This is a genomic window from Xenorhabdus sp. SGI246 (genome assembly GCF_040838225.1).
GTDB classification, from domain to species: domain Bacteria; phylum Pseudomonadota; class Gammaproteobacteria; order Enterobacterales; family Enterobacteriaceae; genus Xenorhabdus; species Xenorhabdus indica.
In genome coordinates this window covers 33,217-49,989 of the sequence record NZ_JBFPEZ010000041.1, presented here as the reverse complement: position 1 = coordinate 49,989, position 16,773 = coordinate 33,217, and the positions used below count along the sequence as shown (strand labels likewise).

The 16,773-nt window shown below is 41.2% G+C and carries 18 protein-coding genes; all 18 read left to right on the top strand.

The window, feature by feature from the left end; translation table 11 throughout:
• Positions 1-6: 6 nt before the first annotated feature.
• The 18 genes from virB5 to ABLA85_RS10580 all read left to right on the top strand — a co-directional run bounded on the left by virB5 (position 7) and on the right by ABLA85_RS10580 (position 16,766).
• Positions 7-684 (top strand): P-type DNA transfer protein VirB5, encoded by a 678-nt coding sequence (gene virB5, locus ABLA85_RS10665; protein ID WP_367963909.1) that lies wholly within the window; start codon positions 7-9, stop codon positions 682-684.
• Positions 685-741: 57 nt separating this feature from the next.
• Positions 742-1,086 (top strand): hypothetical protein, encoded by a 345-nt coding sequence (locus ABLA85_RS10660; protein ID WP_367963907.1) that lies wholly within the window; start codon positions 742-744, stop codon positions 1,084-1,086.
• 2 nt (positions 1,087-1,088) lie between these two features.
• Positions 1,089-2,003 carry a type IV secretion system protein gene (locus ABLA85_RS10655; protein ID WP_367963905.1) on the top strand — a complete coding sequence of 305 codons (915 nt, stop codon included), beginning with the start codon at positions 1,089-1,091 and terminating at the stop codon, positions 2,001-2,003.
• A 187-nt stretch (positions 2,004-2,190) separates the two neighbouring features.
• Positions 2,191-2,967 (top strand): virB8 family protein, encoded by a 777-nt coding sequence (locus ABLA85_RS10650; RefSeq protein ID WP_367963903.1) that lies wholly within the window; start codon positions 2,191-2,193, stop codon positions 2,965-2,967.
• A 2-nt stretch (positions 2,968-2,969) separates the two neighbouring features.
• Positions 2,970-3,770, top strand: a complete 801-nt coding sequence (locus tag ABLA85_RS10645; protein ID WP_367963901.1) for a TrbG/VirB9 family P-type conjugative transfer protein — start codon at positions 2,970-2,972, stop codon at positions 3,768-3,770.
• Complete coding sequence (locus ABLA85_RS10640; protein ID WP_367963900.1) at positions 3,754-4,971, top strand: TrbI/VirB10 family protein; 1,218 nt, start codon at positions 3,754-3,756, stop codon at positions 4,969-4,971. The genes ABLA85_RS10645 and ABLA85_RS10640 overlap by 17 nt, the downstream gene beginning before the upstream one ends.
• Before the next feature lie 5 nt (positions 4,972-4,976).
• The gene (locus tag ABLA85_RS10635; protein ID WP_367963898.1) at positions 4,977-5,117 is read left to right on the top strand and encodes a hypothetical protein; all 141 of its coding nucleotides are present in this window, start codon (positions 4,977-4,979) and stop codon (positions 5,115-5,117) included.
• Positions 5,107-6,120 (top strand): P-type DNA transfer ATPase VirB11, encoded by a 1,014-nt coding sequence (virB11, locus tag ABLA85_RS10630; protein WP_367963897.1) that lies wholly within the window; start codon positions 5,107-5,109, stop codon positions 6,118-6,120. The genes ABLA85_RS10635 and virB11 overlap by 11 nt, the downstream gene beginning before the upstream one ends.
• 2 nt (positions 6,121-6,122) lie before the next feature.
• Entirely contained in the window at positions 6,123-6,476 is a 354-nt protein-coding gene (locus ABLA85_RS10625) for a hypothetical protein (RefSeq protein ID WP_367963895.1), read from the top strand.
• Positions 6,477-6,502: 26 nt separating this feature from the next.
• Positions 6,503-8,017 (top strand): type IV secretory system conjugative DNA transfer family protein, encoded by a 1,515-nt coding sequence (locus ABLA85_RS10620; protein WP_367963893.1) that lies wholly within the window; start codon positions 6,503-6,505, stop codon positions 8,015-8,017.
• Complete coding sequence (locus ABLA85_RS10615) at positions 7,995-8,930, top strand: TcpQ domain-containing protein (RefSeq protein WP_367963890.1); 936 nt, start codon at positions 7,995-7,997, stop codon at positions 8,928-8,930. Before ABLA85_RS10620 ends, ABLA85_RS10615 begins: the two co-directional genes overlap by 23 nt.
• Before the next feature lie 4 nt (positions 8,931-8,934).
• The gene (locus ABLA85_RS10610; RefSeq protein ID WP_367963888.1) at positions 8,935-10,623 is read left to right on the top strand and encodes a PilN family type IVB pilus formation outer membrane protein; all 1,689 of its coding nucleotides are present in this window, start codon (positions 8,935-8,937) and stop codon (positions 10,621-10,623) included.
• Positions 10,613-11,986: a type 4b pilus protein PilO2 gene (gene pilO2, locus ABLA85_RS10605; protein ID WP_367963885.1), complete on the top strand. Its 1,374-nt coding sequence runs from the start codon at positions 10,613-10,615 to the stop codon at positions 11,984-11,986. The genes ABLA85_RS10610 and pilO2 overlap by 11 nt, the downstream gene beginning before the upstream one ends.
• Positions 11,973-12,401, top strand: coding sequence for a type IV pilus biogenesis protein PilP (gene pilP, locus ABLA85_RS10600; RefSeq protein ID WP_367963883.1), 429 nt, complete (start codon positions 11,973-11,975; stop codon positions 12,399-12,401). The genes pilO2 and pilP overlap by 14 nt, the downstream gene beginning before the upstream one ends.
• Positions 12,402-12,411: 10 nt before the next feature.
• Positions 12,412-13,956, top strand: a complete 1,545-nt coding sequence (locus ABLA85_RS10595) for a GspE/PulE family protein (RefSeq protein ID WP_367963881.1) — start codon at positions 12,412-12,414, stop codon at positions 13,954-13,956.
• Positions 13,949-15,013 carry a type II secretion system F family protein gene (locus ABLA85_RS10590; protein WP_367963879.1) on the top strand — a complete coding sequence of 355 codons (1,065 nt, stop codon included), beginning with the start codon at positions 13,949-13,951 and terminating at the stop codon, positions 15,011-15,013. Before ABLA85_RS10595 ends, ABLA85_RS10590 begins: the two co-directional genes overlap by 8 nt.
• Before the next feature lie 266 nt (positions 15,014-15,279).
• Positions 15,280-15,774, top strand: a complete 495-nt coding sequence (locus ABLA85_RS10585) for a type 4 pilus major pilin (RefSeq protein ID WP_340621928.1) — start codon at positions 15,280-15,282, stop codon at positions 15,772-15,774.
• A 53-nt stretch (positions 15,775-15,827) separates the two neighbouring features.
• Complete coding sequence (locus ABLA85_RS10580) at positions 15,828-16,766, top strand: ATPase, T2SS/T4P/T4SS family (RefSeq protein WP_367963876.1); 939 nt, start codon at positions 15,828-15,830, stop codon at positions 16,764-16,766.
• Positions 16,767-16,773 lie beyond the last annotated feature (7 nt).

Genomic DNA, 16,773 nt, shown 5'->3' with positions numbered 1-16,773 from the left:
ATGAAAATGGAAAAAAGTCTAATAGCAATAGCGATCGCATTGGGAATAGGCTTAACACCAGTTATCACTACGGCATCGGGTATACCAACTATCGATGTGGCGAATATCGCTCAATTGGTGGTAAATGCTAAACAACAGGCAGATGAAGCTCTAGTACAGTTGAATAAAACGAAGGAGGCGATTCAGCAGGCTAAAAATCAGTATGATCATTACAAAGGTCTGGTAACGGGTAACGACCAGTTGGGTAACTTCTTGAATGATCCGCTGCTTAACAAAGTATTACCGCTTAATGATTGGAACAATATATACACCAATGCAAAGAAGTTGACTGATTTGCGCAATCGTTATGGCCTAACGTCCAGTGACCCCAACGTACAGAAATCGTTTGATCACTTGTTATCCCAAGCTGGAGCGTTTGAAGATATGTATAATGCGGCCTCACAGCGTATAAAAAACGCTGAACAGCTCCGTCAGAAACTCAACACAGTACAGACGCCACAACAACGTGGAGAACTAGCGTTGCGGCTACAACAGGAGCAGTTGGAGTTGCAGAACCAACAAATGCAACTCCAAAACATGCAATTGCTGATCCATCAGCAAGAAAAACTCGCTGATAAGAAGAGAGCACAGGATTTATGGGATTACGCCGTAGGGAAGACCAAAAAATTACCTACTGGCAATTGACACCATGAGCCGATTTGTGATCCCCTATACTTTATATACATGACTCAGGAAAAAAAGATGAAAAAAGTATTTCTTTTATCTGGACTGTTGTTAGGGACACTGGCGCTCTCCGGTTGTAACGATAGCGGTGAACAATTTATTGGCAACTGGAAAGCGGTGAGTACCTCAGAAGGAAAGCCATTGTTGAAGTGGATGGACGAACGAATGACCATCACTTGTAAAGATAGTACCTGCCATGTTGTTAGTAAGTTTTTGAACAACGGTACTTGGTTTACTCAGGAATCCGATTGGAAAATTGATAATGCTTCGACTATTTCTACGGCAAACGGTATTGAGACCATGTACTTAGAAAAAAACAAAATTCATAAATCTAATAGGATCTATGAAAAACAAGTGGAGTAGATATGGCGATAGAGTTGCACATTGCAGAAACTCTATACCAGACAGTCGATAACTCTCTATCAGGAACTATATCAACCGGCACCACATTATTAATGATTGGTGTCGGTTCCCTTTTTGGGGCGTTCTGGGCGATAGATCGAACGCTTAATGTGCTGTCATGGTATTTCAAAGGGTTTAATAGTGTTCTTCAAGACGAAATATTTAACGCTATAAAATCAGCCTTTATTATATTTAGTGCCTTTAATGTTGATTGGTACATGAATGTAGTAGTCCCGTTTGTTAATGGAATGCCAACTTGGGCTATACAACAATTATCAAACGGAGTAGTAGGCAATAATCAAGTGGATACTTTAATAAATAGTTTCTTAAATGGAGTTATTAATTATGTAAATGTCACTGATTTTTCTATAACCAATTTTAAGACTACGGCTGTTGCAGTAATAACGATATTAGTTATGCTAATTGGTGGTATCCCCTTTTTAGCACTTTGCGTTGCAACTTTAATGACATTGAAAGTATCTACATCTCTTTTTCTTATTATTGGTCCGTTATTTATAGCATTTGGTCTTTTTGATCAAACAAGACAGTATTTTTGGGGATGGGTATCTTTACTTGGTGGTTTTATGTTGACGCAGTTGATATTTGGCGTGGCTATTACACTTGAGATCAACTTCCTGAATAGTTTTGTTATAACGAATGGAGAAGTAGATAGTTCTCTTGGTGGTGCATTTGCACTCTTATTTTACTTTGGTACGTTTAGTGCTATAGCATCGGAAATACCAAACTATGCAGCAACTGTAATGGGTGGCTCTCCGAGTGGCGTTCATGGACTCAAGAAATTGCTAATGAAAGGTACTGGATTAGGAGCTGCAACCCGAATGTCTAGAGCGTTTAGAAATCGTATCCGTCCCGCCTAATATCAACAGTTATTCTGTATCTTAATCTGAATAGTGAATTTTATTATGACCAATAGACTTTGTTTATGGTTGTTAGCATCTTTATTCATTATATCTGGCTGTAGTTCGCATATGGATAAAAACATACATGCTGATGAATGGATTAATGTTAATAAGTTCACGGCTAATAACCATTCTGGAGATTGATATGTTTGGAAATAGAAAAAAGGAAGTAATAAAAGAAGCCTATGATATTGAAAAAGGAAAAGACAATCTCTCACCCGAACAAGGCAGAAATATAGGAGAGGCTAGTCGTGCCTACGCGCAAGCCGCACTATGGTTTGAGAAGCATGTGGCAGAAGAGGAAAAGAAAAAAACTAAAAATGCTAAACGATTAAGTATCTTTTTTGGTGTTATTACTTTCATGTCAATTGGTGCCGTTCTTGGTTTGACTCCATTAAAAACAGTAGAACCATATCTTCTTCGTGTCGATAACAACTCAGGTTATACCGATATTGTTAAATACGGAGGAGATAATGATGCTAATGAACGTGATGATTCATTCTGGACTACAACTTATGTGCGGCAGCGAGAGAGTTATAATTTTTCTACGCAAGACTCTCGTTACCATATTGTCGATTTAATGTCTTATCCGGGAACATTTACCGAGTATAAAAACTTCCAGTTATCCAAAAAAGGATATATGGAACAGTTGGGTGATAAACGGCAAATCAGAGTCGATATAAACAACATCATTTTTTCTCAAAGAGATAAAGACAAGCATAACGGAACAGTTCAAATACGATTTACGAAAACCATTCTCGATGATGCTGGCGTTCCTGTTCAGGAAATACCTGCAACAAAATGGCTTGCTACGCTCTCATTTGATTACGGCAAACCGCCAAAAGTGCAAAAAGATGATTGGCTTAACCCTAGGGGCTTTGCTGTGCGCTCGTATGAGTTAAGCCAGGAGGTAGGATATTAACGATGAAAATACACTTTTTGGCGTTCTGTATCCTCACGGCTTATGCATCTGTGATTCATGCTGAAACTGTTGGGAAGGGATCTCAGTTGGATAAACGCATTCAGACGGCGACCTACTCGCCAGATAACGTCTTTCGGGTGAATGCTTCGGTTGGTCGGGCAACGATAGTGCAACTTGAACCCGGAGAAACCATCAGACGTGATACGGGGATGATGGCGATGGGAGATCCTGACGCATGGGAGGTCGGTCCGAATAAATCAGGTGATAGAGTGACGATAAAGCCCAAGACTGACCAGGACCCTAATACAAACTTCATTATTAATACTGACAGACGTACTTATATTCTGGAATTAAAGTTAGTGAAGGATGTGGCACAAACAACTTACTTATTACGCTTTAATTATCCGAAACCCCCGAAAGTGGGTGAAAGCCCATTTATTGATCGTCAATTAAATCAGAATCCATGTTCTGGTAGAGAAAACCGCCGTTATGAGAAGAAAGGCGACCTCATTATTTCCCCTTCTGAGGTCTGGGATAATGGTACTTTCACGTGTATGAGGTTCCCGACAAATGCACCTCGTCCCGTTGTTTATGAAGTCCTTCCTGATGGAACTGAAACGCTTGTTAATTTCCATAACGTAAATGACATTTTGGTTATTCACAGCGTGAGTGCAATGTATAAATTGCGATTGAATAAATTGGTGCTCGCTGTAAGGACTAATGTTAACAATACTGGCTTTTATAATTATAACGGCACGACTACCGGTGAAGTTAGGGAGACGATAAATGTCAGAAAACAATAATGCTGACGAATCCACAAAAAATACACCTCGTGGCGATTTTAATCTTTTGGGAGTAAAAAAAGACCGAAAACCTAAAGCTAAAGTTTTGCTCGTTATTAGTGGAGGGGTACTTTTCCTTTTTATGGCGCTTGGCGTTATTTTCTATTCTGCATTTCAGGCTATGAAAGCAAATAATCCTAATAAAGTTGATGAATCAAAAGTTAAAGCTGATGCTGCATTGGCGGCAAAGCCTATCACCGATGATGATATTCAAAAGAAAAGAGCGCAGATCCTCAAAAGGCGACAGCAAGAGGAACAGAAAAAGCAGGAAGACTCAGCCCTCAATCCCCCGCAAATCGGTAAGACAAATGCAATAGCAGATCCAGAACAACCAAGCCCAGCATATTTACGAAAACTCAGTGGGGGTATTGTTGTTCAGGAAACTGGCGGTGGTGAAAACAGCCAGTCACAATCAACCAGTAGTGATGCTGACGAGCAGCGTATTCGTTCTTATGCTCAGGCCGAACCGATGATGCCTGATGTGGATGGATCTGCAAACATGGGTGTTCCAAAAGATAATACCAGAGGCGATATCTCTGATCTTAACGGTTCCCGTTATACCCCGACTGGCGCGTATCTCTCGCCAGAGCGTAAATTTCTTCTGAAACGTAAATCAAACCTGCGCTGTGCGCTGTATACCGCGGTAAAAACGGATCACCCTGGATTTGTTAAATGCATACTCACACAACCGCTTTACTCGTCAGACGGTAGCGTGATCATTGCTGAAGCTGGGGCTGAATTGGATGGTGAACAGAAGGTTCAGATAAGGCCAGGACAAACCCACGTATTTACAACCTGGACAGACCTCGAAACAACCGCAGGGGTTCGCGCTAGCCTTAATGCTCTTGGTACTGGTGCTATGGGGGAAAGTGGCACAGAAGCCTATGTCGATAATCATTATGGGAAACGTTTTGGTGGTGCGGTGATGTTGTCCTTTATCCAGGATGCTTTTGCGAGTGCCGCCAATGCCACTAAACGCAACGACTCTACCTACTCTTTTGATAATAGCGAGCGCAATGCTGAAAACATGGCAACCAAAGCGCTGGAAAATAGCATTAATATTCCGCCGACGGGTTATGTACTTCCTGGAACCGTTATTAATGTGATCGTTGCGCAGGATGTGAATTTCTCATCAGTATTCAAGACAAGATCGGTAAGGTGATTTAAATGGCACAATACAACGCAAGAAAATTTATGTTTGAAAATGTTATCGAAACTTGGATTTTTATGAAGTGCCTGATTGCAGGACATTCCGACACGATAATATCAGCTAATACTAATGCAGAGATGGTAATTCATGAGTTTTGATCATGCCGCATTGGCACGAGATTTCCTTAATCAAAGCGGTGTGCATGAGTGTTTGAATCGGCCGGGTATTAGGGATGTGGCAATTAATAGACCAGGGGAAATATGGCTTGAAGATGAAACTGGATGGGTAAGGGAAGATAAACCTAATCTTGATTATATCCTTTGTATGAAGTTGGCAAATTCTCTAGCTGCTTATAATAACCAAAGCCTTACAACTAAATCGCCAATCAAAACTATTGAATTACCGGATAACGAACGTGGCTTGATTGTCATTCCTCCTGCATGTGAGAAAGGAACAATATCTATGACATTCCGTAAACCTTCACTGGATAGGTTTACTTTGCAGGGGTATGTAGATAGTGGGCGATTTGAGAATGCTCGTGCGATTGAGAATAAAGGGCAGGAATTAGAAGAATGGCAAATAATATTGAAGAGTTACCATCAAAAGAAAGATTGGGTAAATTTCTTTATTCTGGCGATTGAAAGGAAACTGAATATTATTATTTTTGGCGGAACGGGTTCTGGTAAGACAACGTTTGCTAAAGCATTAGTTGATTTATTCCCTATTCATCGTCGAATGCTGACTATTGAAGCGGTAAATGAATTAAAACTACCACTTCATCCAAATCATGTTCATTTAATCTACGGCGATATTATTACCCCAAAAGAGCTTGTTTCGTGTTCACTACGCATGAAGCCGGATCATATCTTTCTGTCCGAGCTGACAGGTGATGAAGCCTGGGATTTTATGGAACTGTTGAATACAGGGCATCCCGGCACTATAACAACGGCTCATGCCAACGACACGCTTTCTGGCTATGGTCGTGTTTGCGGGATGATCAAGCAGTCTCCGGTCGGGATGGGGCTTGATTATGACTATATAGAGCGGCGAGTCAGAACGTCATTTGATATCGTCCTTTATATGGAACATACAAGGATATTAGAAGTTCATTATGAACCTGAAATTAAGAACCGACTTTTAAATGGTGTCTCTGGGCGGTAATTATGAAAACATTCTTCTTTGGTATAACTATATGGATATTGGCAGTTGTCGTTTGTGTTGTGATTGGTAACTATTCCGGTGGGGCACTACATCTTTATTTGTCCGATGTGCCAGTCAGTCAAGTGACATGGTGGTCATTATATAATGGTGTACATTTACCTTTTAAACATCCAGATTTCGCTAGTGCTGTATGGGGCAGTGTGCTGGCTGCATGGATAGTGTTCTTACCTGTGTTTGTGGCAATTATTTTTCTTTGGTTGTACTTCATGCCAAAAAAAAATTCACTTTATGGTAATGCCCGATTTGCCAATAACCGAGAGCTTGAACCTCTTCACTATAAAGGCGATTACAACTAAATTTTACCGGATTAAAGGATTCCGCTATGAGTAAAGGTAAAAAGAAAAAATATCCAAGTATCATAATTGGTAAACATCCCACTAAAAACATTTTTCTTACATCATACGGTCAGACCTTTATTCTTCTGGCTGCCCCACCGGGGAGTGGTAAAGGGGTGAGTTTTGTTATTCCTAATCTGTTGTCATTTCCTGATTCAGTTGCGGTGAATGACCCTAAATTCGAAAACTGGAACATTACATCGGGTTTTCGTGCTGCCTGTGGCCATGAGTGTTATCGTTTTTCTCCTGAACTACTGGAAACTCATCGCTGGAACCCGTTGTTTTATCTCTCTAGTGATGAGCTGGAACGTTTCGCCGATATCAAAACCATAGCCACTACACTTTTTGTCTCACCAAACCCTGAGAACCAGGCTTTCTACAATAACGCCGGTAAGATCTTCTCAGCTCTGGTGCTGTACCTGATGGAAACACCTGAATTGCCACTCACGCTTCCACAGGTGTACGAAATAACCAGCTTGGGTGAAGATTTGCCTCAATGGGTAGAAGATACCATTGAGGCAAGGGATAACGAAGATCGGGCGCTGTCTTCTGAATGCATTCGGGAAATGATGAATATCATATCCATATCTTCAAACCCGAAATCGTGGTCTATCTATATGGATATCCTCTCCGAAGTTTTGGGGATGTTTGGTGAGAAGAAAGTGGCATGGGCTGTTTCAGGAAACGATATCGATTTTTCTAAAATGCGTGAAAGAAAAATGAGCGTTTATTTTTCCGTCACTAATGATGCAGTAGATAAATTTGGTACTCTCATGAATTTGTTTTTCACTCAATTAATGGGGGCTAATTCAAAGGTTTTACCAGAGGATGGCGGCTTTGATGAAAATGGTGAACCTCGTCTTAAATACCAGATAGGTATGTTTATGGATGAAACAAAAGTCATGGGACGAATTAAAGCATTTGAAAATGCGCCTGCACTTTTACGCGGTTATGGATTTAGATTTAACTTTATATTCCAGAATAAAGCACAATTACGGGCCAGGAATATGTATGGTAGGGAAACCGCAGATGCAATGATGAATGCCTTTCATGTTGAAATTGTTTACGCGCCGGCAAAACAAGATTTTCCAGCCGCAGAAGAATACAGTAAAGCGCTGGGAACAACTACAGTTCCTGTAACAACGTACTCTGATAATGTCGGTGGAAAACAAAAAAGTCGAAGTCGTAACCGAACCGTACAACCCAGACCCTTAATGTTGCCACAAGAAATACTCGATATGCCGTATGATGAGGAAATTGTCTTTATCCAAGGTAATAAAGACACTAAGCCTTTAAATATAAAAGCAAGGAAAATCTTTTGGTATAAAGAAGATGTTTTTAAATTAAGGGCAAATATGCCTCGGCCTAATATACCTTTGGCGAGTCGGGAACAATTGGACGGAATCGTTATCCCTATGCGCAAAAAGGAACAACATCTCAATGCTGAGTTTAACGAAAGTTTTTCAGCCGTCATTGACGATGAAATTAAAAAAAGGCTTTGATATGCGAACAAAAAAAATAATCTTGGTTGGCTTAATTACTAATGCATTATCGGCGTGTAGTTCACCACCTAAACTCTCTGAACCAGAGGGAGACTGGGTAAGTTTTGAACCTGTCGTATCTCAAATACCTTCTAGTCAAATTCATCAAAGTAGTGCGGTAGACATTATGTCGCAGCCGATGCCAGCAACAATATTAACAACAAGACAAGGGAACTACAGTAAAACGTCTTTCGTTACCGATGATGGGAAACACATTCCTTTATACACAGCCGTGCGTAAGATTGTACCTGTATCATGGGGTGTAAAACTCTCGCCTGATGTTTCTCAGAATTTCCGGAGCAATGTTTCATGGACTGGCAATGATCAATGGCCTCATGTGCTCCGAAAAATGCTTACCAGTTATGGTCTTGTAGCTGATATTAGCGAAACCAAAAAAGCAGTTTTTGTTAAGTATAGTACACAAACGGCAGCGCCAGTCACGACGGCAACAGGAAAACTTTTATCTGATAAACCAGTGATATTAGCAACAATCGGTAAAGATGGGAAAACAAGACTTCCACCTGTAACACCTGCTGTTACTCAATCGACCAAGCAGATTACGCCGGAAATACCTAAACCCATTATCAAATCGGCACCTGAAATTAAGGTCTGGAAAATTGATAAGGGAACTTCTTTGAAAAAAGGATTTGAATCGTGGGTATCAAAAGAAAAATGTCCGACAGGAAATGGAAAGTGGAACGTTAGGTGGGATACGGATACCGATTACGCAATTGATTATCTGCTTTCATTTAGTAGTGCATCTTTTGAAGATGCGACCCGCCAACTCTTTAATCTCTATCGTAAAGCACAAGCCCCGCTTTATGTCAGCGGGTATCGCCATCAATGCCTCATCGTAATCAGTGATAGAAAGTGAAAATATGAAAACAACACTGTCAATTATTATTGCAGCTTTAATGCTTTCTGGCTGCGCGATGCAACGAATGAATGAAGTTAAGAAAGATGCCGAAGAAACAGAAAACAAAGCCTCTTCGTTGATACAAAAAATGGAAGATAATTATCCGATAGTTCAGTTCCAGAACGGTCAGTATATCAACCCAACCCCACTGCCAAAGCCTAAATATGATGCTCCCCGACCGGTGGTTAATTGCCAGGTTATTTATAAGGCAGTCAGGCCACAGGATATTTTTCAGTTTAGCCAGGATATCAGTGAACAATGTCGTCTTCGTATCCGCGTCACTCCTGATGCTGCTTCATACCTCAACACTGGCGCTGAAAAGGGTTCAAAAACTCAACGTTTGTCCTCTGTGCCGTCGCCTGTCATTAACAGCAACGAAATGAAGCCTCTGGCTATGTTTGGCGCTGAAGCTAACGGAAATGACACCGTTTCAATTGCTGCCATTGCACGTACTATTACTGATGTTAGTTATTCAGGGACGCTGGGTGGCCTTCTTGATCTCGTTTCGGGTCGGCTAGGTATTTCATGGAAATACGACAACGGAAATGTAGTGTTCTATTACCTTGAAACGAAACGGTTTGATATACAGCCAGCCGATGCTAAATATGCACTTAAAGGTGCGGTAATAAGCGGTCTGTCCAATGCTACCGGCACTGATAGTAGCGGTAGTGGTGGTAGCTCCAGCACCGGAGTATCAGGCTCAGGCGGTTCTACCATGTCATCAACGGTGGAAATGGAGAACGCTCTTTATAAGGACCTGAAAGAAACCGTACAGAGCATGTTAACGCCTGGAGTTGGTCGTCTCAGTCTTAATGCAACAACCGGCACTTTGATGGTGACGGATGTACCGGATGTTGTCAGCCGTATCGGGGAATACCTTGAAGACGAAAATAATGCTCTAAGCCGCCAGGTAATCCTTAAAGTGGTTACCTACACAGTGAATACGGATGTAAGTGATATGGTCGGCATAGACTGGAGTCTGGTCTGGAAGTCTTTGAATGGGAAATACGGTATCTCACTGGCGAATACGAATAGCGGGATGTCCAGTGACGCTATTTCAGGGGGAGTTAATGTGCTCGATACGGCAACAGGTTACGCTGCTCAGTTTGCAGGTTCATCGTTCCTGCTTGATGCACTCTCTAAACAGGCACAAGTATCTGATGTGAAGACCAGCACGATCATGACGACTAATATGGCGGCTGCACCTGTATTAGTTGGACAACAAACGACTTATCTTAAAGATGTGACTACAACGGCTTACGCGAAAGGTGATGCGACGGTTCCTTCTCAATCACTGATGCCTGGCAGTGTTACTACCGGCACAAATATCACGATCTTACCAAAGATACTGAAAGGCTCTGATCGCCTGATGCTTAATATGTTTATGGATATCTCCAGCCTTAAACAAATTCGCACAATAACGTCAGATACTCAAAAGATTGAAGCCCCGGATATTGATACCCGCTCACTACAACAGCGTGTATGGCTTAAACCAGGCCAAACATTAATCATGTCTGGCTTTGAGCAAAATATAAACAACTCAAACAGGCAAGGTATAGGTTCACCCCACAATATTTTATTGGGTGGGGCATTGTCCGGAGCGAAATCTAAACAAATTTTTGTAATTACGGTGACGCCATATGTACGCTAGACAGAAAATAAAAAGGAAAAACATCGACAGCGCTATAAAGGAAACCCCAATTCGTATTTTGACTATTAATCATTATCGTTTTGTTGTTGGTCTTGAATGGGAAACGATCAAGGCTCAACGAAATTTCATGAAAGAAGTGAAGAAAATAGGAAAAGCGCGTAATCTCGATGTTGTTGCTATTCGTAACGTTGACGCATCGCCACAGGCTGGTTTTGCCCCCAAAACCCGACAAAAATTGCGTGGTCATTACTCACTCATTGTTGCCTTAGCCTCCTTGCTAAAAGGTTGCTGTATTGCCGTAATCCCGTTAGGTCAAAATAAGAACAATGAGAAAGAATATACCCTGGTTGGTCGTACTGAGAAAGGCTCAATTCACCCTATTTCAGATACGATCCATACCGGAAAGGATATCAAGCAAGTTGTACTGGATTTGAAGCAGGAGCTTCGTGGAAATCAGCAAGATATTAGTATCCCTGTTTATGGTGATCCGGCGCTGTTTACTTGGATTACTGAGTCTCTGGATTTTAAAGCGCTATTAAAACCTCCTAATATGAGCAAGGATTTTCGGCTTAAGCCCCTGAACTGGGGAATGACTAAAGGCCAGTTAATCGGTTTTACTGCTGCGTTGGTGATGTCGGGTGTGACTGTATTTTTTATTCTTCATTATTTTGATGAGCAGGACAGGATAAAAAGAGCCGCTATTCAATCTATGCTATTGAAACAGGAGGAAATAAATAAAAAAGCAAGATATAAGGCTGCCTTGGATAAGATGAAGCATCCCTGGATAACATCTTCTTCAATACCTGTGTTTTTGCAAGGTTGCGAAAAGGGATTAAGAAAACTACCTATCTCCATCGCAGGTTGGACGCTTGCAATGGTGAAATGTAGCCAAGAAGGAATGAGCGCTAATTTCAACAGGCCGGATAATTCTGCTGTGACGTCAGAAGAATTCGTTAAAGCTGTAAGAAAAATCTATGGTACAGAACCCGATTTTAATGTTACGCAAACCTCAATGTCGGCGTTGAGTATTGCGCATAAATTACATCCGAACGGTGATGATCCCATGCAAAACATGGGGCAGCAATTGCTAAAGGTTATCTCATTATTTCAGTCTGTGAATATATCGGCTTCTCTGACTGAGGTTTCGATTAAGGACATAACGAAAAATGAAGAAGGAGAGGATTTACCACTACAGGACTGGAAAGAATACACCTTCCATGTTGAAACCCATGTGCCACCTCAGCTTGTATTTAAAGGTGAGGATTACACTGGGATCAGGATTAACAGCATCATCTATGAAATCGGACAAGATCAGGGTTCAGTCATCTATAAAATATCGGGGTCAGTGTATGGCATACGTTAATAAGATTCTTGCTACTTTGTTGCTTATGACATTTGGTGCATGTGCAGAAACCGGGACGGTCTGGGATTTAGATAATCTTCAAAAACAGAGAGTTTTGTACGAAGCAAAAGCCGCACTCAATAGAGCTAAAGCTGATGCTGAAGGGCATGATTATGATTCAGGAATGTCCATGACTCCCGGTAACCCGTACTCAACATCCAATGGCGGGGGCATACAGACGTCAACCGCTGCCCTGTTTCCACAGTTGGTAAAAATTAACGGAAAGAAGGCTGTTATCAGCCTGTCTGAGGGTAACACAACGACTGTCAGTCCCGGTTACATGCTGCCGGGAGGAACCTGGCAGGTATTAAGCATAGGCTTAAGTGGCGTAAAGATAAAAAATATTTCCACACAACGCACACAGGTACTCAATTAAGGAGTGGCAAATGCAATACTCTGAACAAACCCATAGCTTAGTTAATATTTATCACGTTTTAGAGGGAATAAACCTGTCAGAAGAAGTTAAGAATAGTGTCAGACTTTTAAAAAATAATGAAGAAGATTCCTATCAGTTATTTGTGCTGGATAAACTGACGGGAAACCCTCTGTTTTTCGACTTAACAAAAAACTTGCGGAAAAAAAATTTCAGGCCAGCGATTAATTGGGTGACACGTGAAGAAATAGCAAAATTATCTGATGCATTTGATACAACCAGTACACCTTCACAGAAGAATGAGAGTGAAGCACAAAATACGGTTATCAGTATCATAAAGAAAGCTGTTGAACTGCGAGCGTCGGATATACATTTTCGTATCGACTCTTCTTACTTTCAGGTGGCGTTCAGAATTGACGGAATAAAACGAAATATCCCGCAATTTGAAGAGTCTGCGGAAAATGGAAAAAAGATTGTGCAGACGCTGTTCAATACGATGAGTACAGAACAGAGTATGGGGACTTTGAGCTATAACGAACCCTGTGATGCCCGAATAAAAGAAGAATTCGTGTCCGACTTCGGTTTGAGTACCGGCCGTTTTGCAAGCCGTCCGGGTAGTGCTGGAACGCTCTTGGCTGTTGTACGGCTGATTACGAAGCGTAAACAGCAATTAGAATTAGAGTCTTTAGGTCTGACCGTAAAGCAGTCCTCAGCTATCCGCAGGGTATTGTCGAAACCTTCTGGGGTGATTTTTTCGAGTGGGCCGACGGGACACGGAAAATCTACGCTTTCGCAGTGTATGGCCGAGAGTGTTACCCGCGATAATTCAGGTATAAACCTTGTCACTGTCGAAGATCCTATTGAGTCACCTATTCGTGGCGCGGTACAGACTCCCCTAATCATTGCTGATCGTAGTGATCGGCAGTTAATGGGGAAAGCATGGGGGCGAGCTATTTCAAACCTGATGCGTCTTGACCCGGATTTTATTTATATCGGTGAAGTGCGCGACAGCACTTCCGCAACCGGTGTGATTGAAGCGGCACAAACAGGTCATAACGTGATTACCACGATACACACCAGTCATCCAATAGATATTATTCAGCGCCTGCGCCGCTTTGGTGTAGAGCAGGATCTACTCACGGATGCAACATTAATAACCTGCTTGATTGGTTTACGTCTAACCCCGTTGTTATGTCCGGCCTGTAAAAAGCCCTACTCAGAATATAAAGCAGAAATTGAGACAGAGTTGCAGGCGTTGATAGAGGAACATACCTATCAGGAAGCTATCTATCTTCGGAATGATAATGGCTGTGGCGAATGTGAGCACACGGGTATTAAAGGTCGTACTGGGGTATTTGAGGTCATAGAAACCGATTACAGATTTATGTCTCTGTATGAAAAGGAAGGAAAGTTTTCAGCATGGAAATACTGGCGTGAAAACGGGGGTGAGACATTATGTGAGAATATAACCAACCTGATTAATCAAGGTATGGTAGATCCCGTGATGGCGCATAAGAAAATTTGTAACCTAGATCGGGATGTCAAATTTAATGAATAATTTTGAGCGTTATATTTATCTTAAAACGTTCAGTGCCTCCGACCGAATAGAGATATATGATAACTTTAGGCAGTATCTACTGGATGGTGTGAGTGCGCAAGACACGTTTAATAAACTTATCGATAACTACACAAGGCGAGGAAAAAACCCTGGTAGTCCAATCGGAAAAATTCTCACAGAATGTAGTCAAAATTTAAAGGCCGGATTCTCTCTTTCCGAGTCATTGAAAGAGTGGATACCAGAACAGGAATTAAGCATCATCGAATCGTGTGATGTGGCAGGCAGAGTTGCAGACGGATTTTTAAATGCGATGTTCATTGCGGAAGGTTCAGACAAAATACTGCGCTCAATCAAATCATCATTAATGATAATGACATATATGTTTGCATTGTCTTTCAGTATTGTCATCATGTTCTGTGTGTTGCTTGTCCCTGTTCTTAAACAAAATATTCCGCTCGAAAAGTGGAATGTTCTTCAGTTGGGGGTCTGGTATTTTTACGTGGTAGTGACGGAGTACTGGTATGTGATACTTGGCTTCATCATATTGCTTATTTTCTCAGTATATAAATCACTGTCGTTATGGACGGGGAACCTGCGCTTCTTCTTTGACAGACTTCCTCCTTATTCAATTTACCGACGTCTTCACGGAGCCACATTTATCCTTAATGTTAATGCCATGCTTTCCGCGGGCATACCGATGGAAACGGCAATCAACAACATGGTGGAAACGTGTAAATCGCCTTGGTTGTTGGAACGACTGGAATCCACGTTGAGGGCTATCGAATCAGGTGAGAAAAATTTGGGTACAGCGCTGGATGCTACCGGTTACGAATTTCCCGGTGAAGATGCCATTATCAAAATGCAGAGTCTTTTTGAAACTGCTAATGAAGAAGGCTCTCTTAAACGCTTTGCCGGTAAATGGCTGGATAAGACGGTTAGTTCTGTAGAGCGAGCAGGGGACTTACTTAGAATATTAGGCTATTTTGGTTGTGCAGGTTCAATTACATTACTCATCTTAATTATGTCTGATTTAATTCAACAAGCATTTTTCCACTAAAAGTATTCAATGGATAACGGAGATAAAGAATACAGATATTAAAATTATGAATATGACGAAATCTCATTTTAATTATATTTTATTTAATTCAACAAGTCTTTTTCCACTAAAAATACTCAATGAATAACGGAGATAAAGAATACAGATATTAAAATTATGAATATGACGAAATTCCAAAATAACCCCTAGCCGTTTGGATTATTCTTGTACTCTATGCTCTTTGTAAAAATTTAAACTCATTTTTTTAAGGATATATTTTGAAGAACATGAAACGTGGTATAGCTAATATTACTGATTCTGTTGTATCAATCGGCATTACTCTGGTTATTATTGCGGTGGTAATGGCGCTGTCTTATGTGGGATACACTAAATTTTATGCTGCAAATGAAGTGACATTAATCAGCAACCTGATCAACGAAACTAAAAATATGCGGGCAAGCAGTGGTTATGGAACATCCGATTATAACCAGGCTTTAATTAATGCCGGTGCATTACCCAGCAGCGTTTCATTTTCGGGAAACACTATCAACAATCGTTCAGGTGGAGAGATTATTGTAAAAGGTGCAGGTGTCGGCTTTTCTATTACTGATACCATGTTATCCAATAAGGATTGTATCAATCTGGCACAGAAGTTAGGGACTTCTGAAATGGCATCAACAAAAATTAACTCTCAGTCTTTCACGGGTGAAGTCACCGCTGTAATGGCTACTTCCGCCTGTACGACTGATAGCAATAGCGTCACATTTACAACCAAATCATAACGTAAACATAATAATTCATGCCCGGATAACAGGGCATGAATTCAGGTTGAAAAATGAATACATTAAGAGAGCTTAGTTTTATTGATTTATATATTGGTGATGGGTTTGCCGAGGTTAAAGGGCTGCAAGGAGTTGCCGCATTTTTGGTAGATTTACCTGACGTCTACCGGAAAGATGCCGATTCACTTAAAAATAAATGCAACGAAATTTATATCAGCACTCATAAGACCGAATTTTCCATACAATATGACACCCGACTTTATCGGATTACTGTTATTTGCAATATATTTGATGGCGTAAGTTTTGTTATTCGTCAAACTCCCGCAAGTAACGTCCAATTCAGTGATATTCCCTTTACCACGCATCTAAGACGTTCTGTAGCATATTCTGGGGCAACCGGCCTTTGCTTGATCGCTGGCGAAATGTGCTGTGGGAAAACGACGACTGCTGCCTCAGTTCTTCGCCATAGAATTGAAACCACAGCGAGTTTTGGCGTTTCTATAGAAGATCCCATAGAAACGTTACTGAATGGGAGACATGGGGAGGGGCGTTGTATGCAACTTGAAGTAGGGCAGGATGAAACCTACTCATCAGCAACCAAAAAAGCGTGGCGAACGGGCGCTTCATGTTTACTGCTAGGTGAGATACGTGACGGTCAAACGGCACACGAAGTTTTAAAGGCTTCTCTCACGATGTTTGTTGTATCGACCATACACGCCTCGTCGGTGTTTGAGGCCATAGAACGCTATGTGATGTTCTGTGAAGAGGTCAACCCAAACGCGGGACAACATATTGCAAATACTCTCTATATTATCGCACATCAGAAAATGACGCCGATATTAAGAGAAGGAGTTATCATTGGGCGTGATATTGATATCAACGCCTATAACTTGGTTAATTGCGCTCAAAATCAGGCGATAAAATCAAAAATAATGCAAGGAAATTATAAAGCGCTTGCAGATGAATTTAATGCTATTGCCTATACCCTTTAAGGAAATA